The following is an 8,529-nucleotide window of genomic DNA, read 5'->3' on the forward strand; positions in this document are numbered from 1 at the left end:
TTGACCATCGCGTCGTCACCGACGGCGACCACCTGGTCGGGCACCTCGACGTGGCGCTCAGCCAACTCGGAGATGTGCACCAGGCCTTCGATGCCCTCTTCGACGCGGACGAACGCACCGAACGGCACCAGCTTGGTGACCTTGCCCGGCACGATCTGGCCGATGGCGTGGGTGCGGGCGAAGTGGCGCCACGGGTCTTCCTGAGTCGCCTTGAGCGACAACGAAACCCGCTCGCGGTCCATGTCGACGTCGAGCACCTCGACGGTGACCTCGTCGCCGACCTGGACCACCTCGGACGGGTGGTCGATGTGCTTCCAGGACAGCTCGGAGACGTGCACCAGACCGTCCACACCGCCGAGGTCGACGAACGCGCCGAAGTTGACGATGGAGGACACCACACCCTTGCGGATGGCGCCCTTCTGCAGCTGGTTGAGGAACTCGCTGCGCACCTCGGACTGGGTCTGCTCCAGCCACGCGCGGCGCGACAGCACCACGTTGTTGCGGTTCTTGTCCAGCTCGATGATCTTGGCCTCGATCTCCTTGCCGATGTACGGCTGCAGATCGCGGACCCGGCGCATCTCGACCAGCGACGCGGGCAGGAAGCCGCGCAGGCCGATGTCGAGGATCAGGCCACCCTTGACGACCTCGATGACGGTGCCCTTGACGGCCTCGTCCTTCTCCTTGAGGGCCTCGATGGTGCCCCAGGCGCGCTCGTACTGGGCGCGCTTTTTGGACAGGATCAGACGGCCTTCTTTGTCCTCTTTGGTGAGGACCAGGGCTTCGACCTCATCGCCCACGGAAACGACCTCATTGGGGTCGACGTCGTGCTTGATGGACAGTTCGCGGGAAGGGATGACGCCTTCGGTCTTGTAGCCGATGTCGAGCAGGACTTCGTCCCGGTCAACCTTGACGATGGTCCCTTCGACGATGTCGCCATCGTTGAAGTACTTGATTGTTTTGTCGATGGCGGCGAGAAAATCCTCGCTCGAGCCAATGTCGTTGACGGCTACTTGCGGCGAGGTGACGGTGGGACTCGGCATATTGTTGGGTTGCTCCGGACAGGTTGGGGTCGTAGGGACAAAGCTGGATTCAATTCGATCGTCCGGCTTTCCATCGCGCTGCGCGCTCAGAATCGCCGCCGAACTACCCTGTTGAGGCTACTCGACTAGGCACACGCTGGCCAAACTCGGCCCACCGGCGTCTTGGGAGAAACTGCCGAATTTCTCGGGATCGGCCGGCGAGTGGACGCTAATGGGCGGCGGTGTCCCAGCTGGGGCCGTAACCCACCGAAACCTCCAACGGCACGTCAAGCGGGTATGCGCCGCCCATTTTGTCGCGCACCAGGGCCTCGAGCTGCTCACGTTCACCGTCGGCGACTTCGAACAAAAGTTCGTCGTGAACCTGCAGCAGCATTCGCGATGTCAGCCCCGCAGCGGTGATGGCGTTGTCGACCTCGATCATCGCGACCTTGATGATGTCGGCTGCGCTGCCCTGGATAGGCGCATTGAGCGCTGCCCGCTCCGCGGCCTCGCGCACCTGCCGATTGGTGCTGTCCAATTCGGGCAGATAGCGGCGTCGACCCAGGACCGTCGACGTGTAGCCGTCTTTGCGAGCCTGCTCGACAACGGCCATCAGGTAGTCGCGTACACCCCCGAACCGGGCGAAGTACTGATCCATCTGGACCTTGGCTTCCTCGGTGGAAATCTTCAGCTGAGCCGCTAGGCCGTATGCGCTCAAGCCGTAGGCCAGCCCATACGACATCGCCTTGACCCGGCGCCGCAGCTCGCCGGTCACCTCCTGGATCGGCACGCCGAATGCCCGCGACGCCACGAACGAATGCAGATCCTCGCCGGTGTTGAAGGCTTCGATCAGGCCTTCATCGCCGGACAGATGCGCCATGATCCGCATCTCGATCTGGCTGTAGTCGGCGGTCATCAGCTCGGTGTATTTGCCGCCTGCTCCGCTGTCGACAACAAAAGCATCGCGGATCTGGCGGCCGGCGTCGGTGCGGATCGGGATGTTCTGCAGGTTGGGCTCGGTGGACGACAACCGGCCGGTCGCCGCGATCGTCTGGTTGAACGTGGTGTGGATACGCCCATCGAGGGCAACGGAATTCAGCAGCCCGTCGACGGTCACCTTCAACCGGGTGACGTCGCGGTGTGCGAGCAGGTGCTGCAGGAAGGGATGCCCGGTCTTGTCGAACAGCGTCTGGAGCGCATCCGCGTCGGTGGTGTATCCGGTCTTGGTCCGCTTGGTTTTCGGCATCTCCAGCTCGTCAAACAGCACCACCTGCAGCTGTTTCGGCGAGCCCAGGTTGATCTGCTTGCCGATCACGGCGTACGCCGCTTCGGCGGCATCGCGAATGAGGTCGCCGAATTGGCTTTGCAGCGAAGTCAATTGGTCCAGGTTCACGGCAATGCCGACGGCCTCCAGGCCCGCCAGTACCCGTTGCACCGGCAGCTCCATTTCGGCCAGCAGGGACGTGGAGTCGATGCGGGCCAATTCGGTGTCCAGTGCGTCGGCGAGGTCGACCACGGCGCGGGCACGTAGCACCGCGGTCTGCACCGCCTGCTCGTCGACGCCGTCGCTGTCATCGAGGAGTGAAAGCTGCTGCTGCTCAGATGTTTCCGCGCGCAGCTCGCGACGCAGGTAGCGCAATGATAGGTCGTCGAGTGTGAAGCTGCGCTGCCCGGGGCGGACCAGGTAAGCCGCCAGCGCGGTATCTGAGCTGACCCCGTTGAGCGTCCAGCCACGCCCGGCCAGGTCATGGATCGCCAACTTGGCCTCGTGCAAGGCTTTTGGCCGCTCGGGGTCGGCAAGCCACGCTGCCAGCGCCGAATCGTCGTCGGGCGTCAGCGTCGTGGTGTCGATGAAGCCGCCGTCGCCGTCGGCGGCCGCGATCGCCAACGCGGTCGCATCGCCGCCGTACGGCAGATGCGTGCCCACCACCGCGAGGCCGGCCCGACGGCCGTCGGCGACGTGATCGGCCAGCCATTGCCCGATGGTGCCGGGCTCGAGGGCTCCCCCGCGGATGTCGAATCCCTCGTCGACCTCGGGTTCGACGGCTGCCAGCGTGTCGAACAGCCGGTCGCGTAGGACCCGGAACTCCAGCTGGTCGAACAACTGGTGGATCTGGTCTCGGTCCCACGGCTGCATCCGCAGCGTGTCCGGTGTCTGCGCCAGCGGCACGTCGCGAACCAAGTCGGTGAGCTCGCGGTTCAGCACCACGCTGGCCAGATTCGCGCGCAACGCGTCGCCGACCTTGCCGCGCACCGAGTCCACGTTGTCGACGAGCGCCTGCAACGACCCGTATTCGGCGATCCACTTCGACGCCGTCTTTTCACCCACTCCCGGAATGCCGGGCAGGTTGTCGCTCGGGTCGCCACGCAAGGCAGCAAAGTCCGGGTACTGCTCAGGGGTCAGGCCGTACTTCTCGACCACCGCGGCGGGTGTGAACCGGGTCAGCTCGCTGACGCCTTTACGCGGGTAGAGCACCGTGACGTCGTCGCTGACCAGCTGCAGCGAATCGCGGTCACCGGTGACCACCAGTACTTGGTAGCCCTCTTTTTCGGCCTGCGTCGTCAGCGTGGCGATCAGGTCGTCGGCTTCGAACCCGGGTTCGGCGAGCACCGTAATACCCAGCGCGGCAAGCACTTCCTTGGTGACGTCGATCTGTCCGCGGAACTCGTCCGGGGTAGACGACCGGTTTGCTTTGTATTCGGGGTACCGCTCTGAGCGGAACGTCTGCCGCGACACATCGAACGCGGCGGCCACATGAGTGGGCGATTCGTCGCGCAGCAGGTTGATCAGCATCGCGGTGAACCCGTAGACCGCGTTGGTGGTCAGCCCGCCCTGGGTTTTGAAGTTCTCGGCCGGCAGTGCGTAGAACGCCCGGTAGGCCAGTGAATTACCGTCCAGCAGCATCAACGTCGGCTTATCGTCACCGGCCTTAGCGGCAGCGGTCTTCTTGCTCGCGGTCCTCGCAGGGCTCACGGCCTCAACTCTAGGCACACGTCATGACATCCAGTCAGCCGCTGCTCGCTGCCACGTCGTACTCGGACACCGACGCCGAGACGATCTGGCCTTGTTGCTCGTCGCTGGGCCCGCTGCCGCGGAACTCATCGAGCGCGACACGCGACTCCCAGCGTTCAAAGATGTCAATGCGATCCGGCTCAATCACGTCGGCACTGATCGCGAAGTCGAGACAGCCCGGCGACTTGCGGGCCTGCCGCACGACCGCCCTACAGCCTTCGAGGTAGCTGTCGCGCTGCAACGGCTCGACGACGAGGTAACCCGCGACGATCAACATCGGCTGCTCCTTCGATTGAGTCGCGCTTTGACAATGTGACCGCGCAGGCCTGCGGAACTCATCGGTGACAGCGACAAACTGCAACACGTTTCAGTTTTGCCCTCGGCCTGGGTAGGCTGGCCCGGTGCCAGAGGTCACCATTCCAGAACCGGCAATCGACGGGTGGTTCGCCGCCGACGAGACCGGCAACCCGCACCTGATCGGCAGTAAGTGCCCCACATGTGGCACCTACGTCTTCCCCCCGCGGGACAACAACTGCCCCAATCCGGGGTGCGACTCCGACGCACTAGAGTCCGTCGCGTTGTCGACCCGCGGGACGCTGTGGAGCTATACCGAGAACCGGTATCCGCCACCAGCGCCCTTCCCCGCCGCGGATCCGTTCGAGCCGTTCGCCATCGCCGCGGTCGAGCTCGCCGACGAGGGAATCATCGTGCTCGGCAAGGTGGTCGAGGGAACGCTGGCCGCCGATCTGAAGGTCGGTATGCAGATGGAGTTGGCCACCATGACCTTGTTCACCGATGCCGACGGCGTCGAACGCCTCGTGCACGCGTGGAGGATCGCCGAATGAGTACTCCCGAACCGCTCTACATCCTCGGCGCCGGCATGCACCCGTGGGGCAAATGGGGCCGGGACTTCACCGAGTACGGCGTCGTCGCCGCGCGCGCCGCGCTGGCGGAGGCCGGCCTGGCCTGGCGGCAGATCCAGCTGGTCGCCGGCGCCGACACCATCCGCAACGGCTACCCGGGCTTCATCGCGGGGTCGACGTTCGCGCAGAAGCTCGGCTGGAACGGCGTGCCGGTCAGCTCCAGCTACGCAGCGTGTGCCAGCGGCTCGCAGGCCCTGCAGAGCGCCCGCGCCCATATTCTGGCCGGGTTCGGCGACGTCGCGCTGGTCATCGGCGCCGACACCACTCCGAAGGGGGCGTTCGCGCCGGTCGGCGGCGAACGCAAGAACGACCCGGACTGGCAACGCTTCCACCTGATCGGCGCGATGAACCCGGTGTACTTCGCACTGCTGGCTCGGCGCCGGATGGACCTGTACGGCGCGACGTCTGAAGACTTCGCTCAGGTGAAGGTCAAGAACTCTCAACACGGTCTGCAGAACCCGAATGCCCGCTACCGCAAGGAATCCTCGGTCGAGGACGTGTTGGCCAGCCCGGTGGTCAGCGATCCGTTGCGGCAACTCGACATCTGCGCCACTTCCGACGGCGCAGCCGCGCTGATCGTGGCCAGCGCGGACTTCGCCCGTAAACATCTCGGCTCCCTGGACGGCGTGCCGTCGGTGCGCGCAGTGAGCACAGTAACCCCGCAGTACCCGCAGCACCTGCCCGAATTACCGGACATTGCAACGGATTCCACCGCCGTGGTGCCCGCACCGGATCGGGTGTTCAAGGACCAGATCCTGGACGCCGCGTACGCCGAGGCGGGTATCGGGCCCGAAGACGTCAGCCTGGCCGAGGTGTACGACCTCTCGACTGCCCTGGAGCTGGATTGGTATGAGCACCTGGGACTATGCCCCAAGGGCGAAGCCGAGGCGCTATTGCGCAGCGGTGCCACCGCGATCGGCGGGAAGGTCCCGGTGAACCCGTCGGGCGGGCTGGCGTGCTTCGGTGAGGCGATTCCCGCCCAGGCGATCGCCCAGGTCTGCGAGTTGACCTGGCAGCTGCGCGGTCAGGCCACCGGTCGCCAAGTCGAGGGCGCCACGGTCGGCGTCACCGCAAACCAAGGCCTGTTCGGCCACGGCTCGTCGGTGATCGTCGCGCGCTAGTTGGACGCGTCCTTGGTGGTGTCCAGCGTCTCCAGCACCACTTCGGCGACGTGCTTCATCGTGGTCCGACGATCCATCGCCGCGCGCTGGATCCACTTGAACGCCTCGGGTTCGGTCATGCCCTGGTTAGCCTGCAATATGCCTTTGGCCCGCTCGACGAGCTTGCGGGTCTCCAGCCGATCCGACAACGTCTCGACCTCGCGCTCCAAGGCCCTGACCTCGCTGAATCGACTGAGCGCCAACTCAATTGCGGGAATCAGGTCGGAGATCGTGAACGGCTTAACCAGATAGGCCATCGCCCCGGCGTCGCGTGCGCGCTCGACCAAATCGCGCTGGCTGAACGCGGTCAGCACCACGATCGGCGCGATCCGCTTGCTGGCGATCTCCGACGCGGCGTCGATGCCATCGCGGCGCGGCATTTTGACGTCCATGATCACCAGATCGGGCTTCAGCTGCTCGGCCAGCTCGACGGCTTCCTGGCCGTCGCCGGCCTCGCCGACAATCTCATAGCCCTCTTCGCGCAGCATCTCGGCCAAGTCGAGCCGGATGAGCGCCTCGTCCTCGGCGATCAGAACCCGGTGCGAGGTGCGCGCGTCGTCGTCGGTCATAACGGACATTCTCTCGTGAACCGCGGCGATCCTCGACCGCGGGGCTGTGAGTCGGTTCGCATGGACCCATCCTCTATGGTGGGAGGCCGTAGTCAGCAGGCCCTCGTATCCCAACTGGCAGAGGAAACGGATTCAAAACCCGTCCAGTGTGAGTTCGAATCTCACCGAGGGCACTCAGAAGACAGCCGCGAACCCGAGGGAAACACGATGGCGGCCAAGTTCGAGAAGATCATCGCCGCCAGCCAGGGTTACGAGATGCAGGCGAGCGCCGAGTAGGCATTGAGGCGATCAAGACGCACGCAGCCAAAGCCAAGGTCAAAGACAACAGCGACGCCTGATCGAGCGCGGCGCCATTCGGGCGGCTTCTCGGCCGACCGGTTTCCACACAACTTCTTGCCAGACATGTGTGTTACAAGCCGGGCGGATCGGGGAACCCGCAGCGCGAGATGGCGTCCGCTCAGGGCGCTGTGACCAGAGGAGCTGCAATGATCGAATCAATAATCCTCGCCCTCATCGTGGGCGCGGTCATAGGCCTGGTGGCGCGTCTCATCATGCCGGGCAAGCAAGACATCACCATGGTCCCGACGGTGATAATTGGGGCCCTAGGTGGCGTGATCGGCTCGGCCGTGGCCACCCAATTCGGATATCACAACGCCAATGGCGGAATCGCATGGATTCCACTGTTCATCGGAGTCGCCGCTGCCATCGCGCTCATCGCGATCTACGAATCCGTGATGGGTCGGCGTACCGGCATCCTGGGGCGGCGTCGGGACGCCGGCATGATAGGTCGACGCGGCCGCATCCTGGGCCGGCGTAATAGGTTGCTTTGATTCACCTGACTGAATAGCTCGCCGGTAAACCTTTGTTGCACTGAGCCGGACAGCCATCTGTCCGCCCCAAGGAGAGAACGGGGCGGACTGAAACCTATTCAGACGTGGGCTAGGGCGATCCGGTTCCCTTCCAGCGCCGCCGACCTGCTAGGTACACAAGGTTGCCGGCCCAAGCTAATTCAGCCGTGCTTGGCGGCCCTGACGAACGGGTTGGGATGCCTGCACATCTCCGCCCAGATAGTGGCGCTGCAGGCGAGTGATGAGGGCCTGAGCTTCATTGACGTCTCGACGCAACGCTGCGGCGTCTAACGGGGCACCGCGTCTTTCCAGCCAGGTCATCCGAGCAATCAGCTCGTCCCGCACATCGCTCAAAGCCTGGATCAGTACCACGGCCTGAGCTACATCGCGTTCACCCATCTCCACCGGATACCCATTAAGACGCGGGCCCCTACAGGGCCGCGTCCGCGAGGTGACGCGCCCCGAGGAGAGAGCGGGGCGGGCCGATAACTGTCAGACGCGGCCTGGGCGTACCAGGTTCCTCCCGCATGCGGTTCGGCCGCTGACCACATCGTGCCCACAATTTGCCCAGTTTTGCCTGTTAGAAGGGGTTTCGACTCCCCGACCGGGCCATGAAATAGAGTTCGAATCTCACTGAGGGCACCGAGAAGTGCGGCCCAGAGGCTATCCGACTCGGACGGTTCGCGATTCGCCCCAGATTCACTGTTCGGGGACTTGCGGGCAATACGATTCGATTCGCCGCGGCGACGAACAGGATATTGGTCGGCTGCACGGCGTCCCGCTCAGGGCAGCAAGCTGCCGATGTCGGGATAGAACTCAGCAAGGATGCTAGCGCCGGTTACGTCAAAGGCAGCGGGGAGAAACCCCAGATCGGCTTCGATCAGTGTCAGGTCCGCCGAGGCGAAGCCGCTGCCGCTGAGGTCTCCAGCTTGGTCAGCGGCGACGAACGCCTGGTCAGCCGAGAGGATGTTCTGGGAAGCGGAGACAAGCTGTTCGT

9 protein-coding genes and 1 tRNA gene are annotated in these 8,529 nt (G+C 64.5%); 4 read left to right on the plus strand and 6 right to left on the minus strand.

Features of this window, described 5'->3' with window-relative positions:
* The 3 genes from rpsA to VGH54_RS21075 all read right to left on the minus strand — a co-directional run.
* Window positions 1–1,040, minus strand: a 1,040-nt coding sequence (gene rpsA, locus VGH54_RS21065) for a 30S ribosomal protein S1 (protein ID WP_331514028.1), incomplete at its 3' end; no start/stop codon positions are given.
* Window positions 1,041–1,248: 208 nt separating this feature from the next.
* Window positions 1,249–3,924, minus strand: coding sequence for a DNA polymerase I (gene polA / locus VGH54_RS21070; RefSeq protein WP_331514036.1), 2,676 nt, complete (start codon window positions 3,922–3,924; stop codon window positions 1,249–1,251).
* A gap of 103 nt (window positions 3,925–4,027) precedes the next feature.
* Window positions 4,028–4,309, minus strand: a complete 282-nt coding sequence (locus VGH54_RS21075) for a putative quinol monooxygenase (protein WP_331514029.1) — start codon at window positions 4,307–4,309, stop codon at window positions 4,028–4,030.
* Between the two features lie 124 nt (window positions 4,310–4,433).
* Here VGH54_RS21075 and VGH54_RS21080 point away from each other — a divergent pair, with 124 nt between their 5' ends.
* Both VGH54_RS21080 and VGH54_RS21085 read left to right on the plus strand, forming a co-directional pair.
* Window positions 4,434–4,877: a Zn-ribbon domain-containing OB-fold protein gene (locus VGH54_RS21080; protein WP_331514030.1), complete on the plus strand. Its 444-nt coding sequence runs from the start codon at window positions 4,434–4,436 to the stop codon at window positions 4,875–4,877.
* Window positions 4,874–6,076: a lipid-transfer protein gene (locus tag VGH54_RS21085; protein ID WP_331514031.1), complete on the plus strand. Its 1,203-nt coding sequence runs from the start codon at window positions 4,874–4,876 to the stop codon at window positions 6,074–6,076. Before VGH54_RS21080 ends, VGH54_RS21085 begins: the two co-directional genes overlap by 4 nt.
* Here VGH54_RS21085 and VGH54_RS21090 read toward each other — a convergent pair.
* Entirely contained in the window at window positions 6,073–6,684 is a 612-nt protein-coding gene (locus tag VGH54_RS21090; RefSeq protein ID WP_331514032.1) for an ANTAR domain-containing response regulator, read from the minus strand. The two genes, VGH54_RS21085 and VGH54_RS21090, sit on opposite strands and share 4 nt — an antisense overlap.
* 99 nt (window positions 6,685–6,783) lie before the next feature.
* On the opposite strand from VGH54_RS21090, the gene VGH54_RS21095 reads away from it, so the two are divergent.
* Together VGH54_RS21095 and VGH54_RS21100 are read left to right on the plus strand one after the other, a co-directional pair.
* A tRNA-Leu gene (locus VGH54_RS21095) sits at window positions 6,784–6,857 on the plus strand.
* 312 nt (window positions 6,858–7,169) lie between these two features.
* Window positions 7,170–7,514 carry a GlsB/YeaQ/YmgE family stress response membrane protein gene (locus VGH54_RS21100; RefSeq protein ID WP_331514033.1) on the plus strand — a complete coding sequence of 115 codons (345 nt, stop codon included), beginning with the start codon at window positions 7,170–7,172 and terminating at the stop codon, window positions 7,512–7,514.
* A gap of 174 nt (window positions 7,515–7,688) precedes the next feature.
* Here the strand turns inward: VGH54_RS21100 and VGH54_RS21105 are convergent, their stop codons facing one another.
* Both VGH54_RS21105 and VGH54_RS21110 read right to left on the minus strand, forming a co-directional pair.
* Complete coding sequence (locus VGH54_RS21105; RefSeq protein ID WP_331514034.1) at window positions 7,689–7,931, minus strand: hypothetical protein; 243 nt, start codon at window positions 7,929–7,931, stop codon at window positions 7,689–7,691.
* 383 nt (window positions 7,932–8,314) lie between these two features.
* The coding region (locus tag VGH54_RS21110; protein ID WP_331514035.1) for a hypothetical protein at window positions 8,315–8,529 on the minus strand (215 nt) is incomplete at its 5' end.

This window comes from Mycobacterium sp. (assembly GCF_036488105.1).
GTDB lineage: Bacteria > Actinomycetota > Actinomycetes > Mycobacteriales > Mycobacteriaceae > Mycobacterium.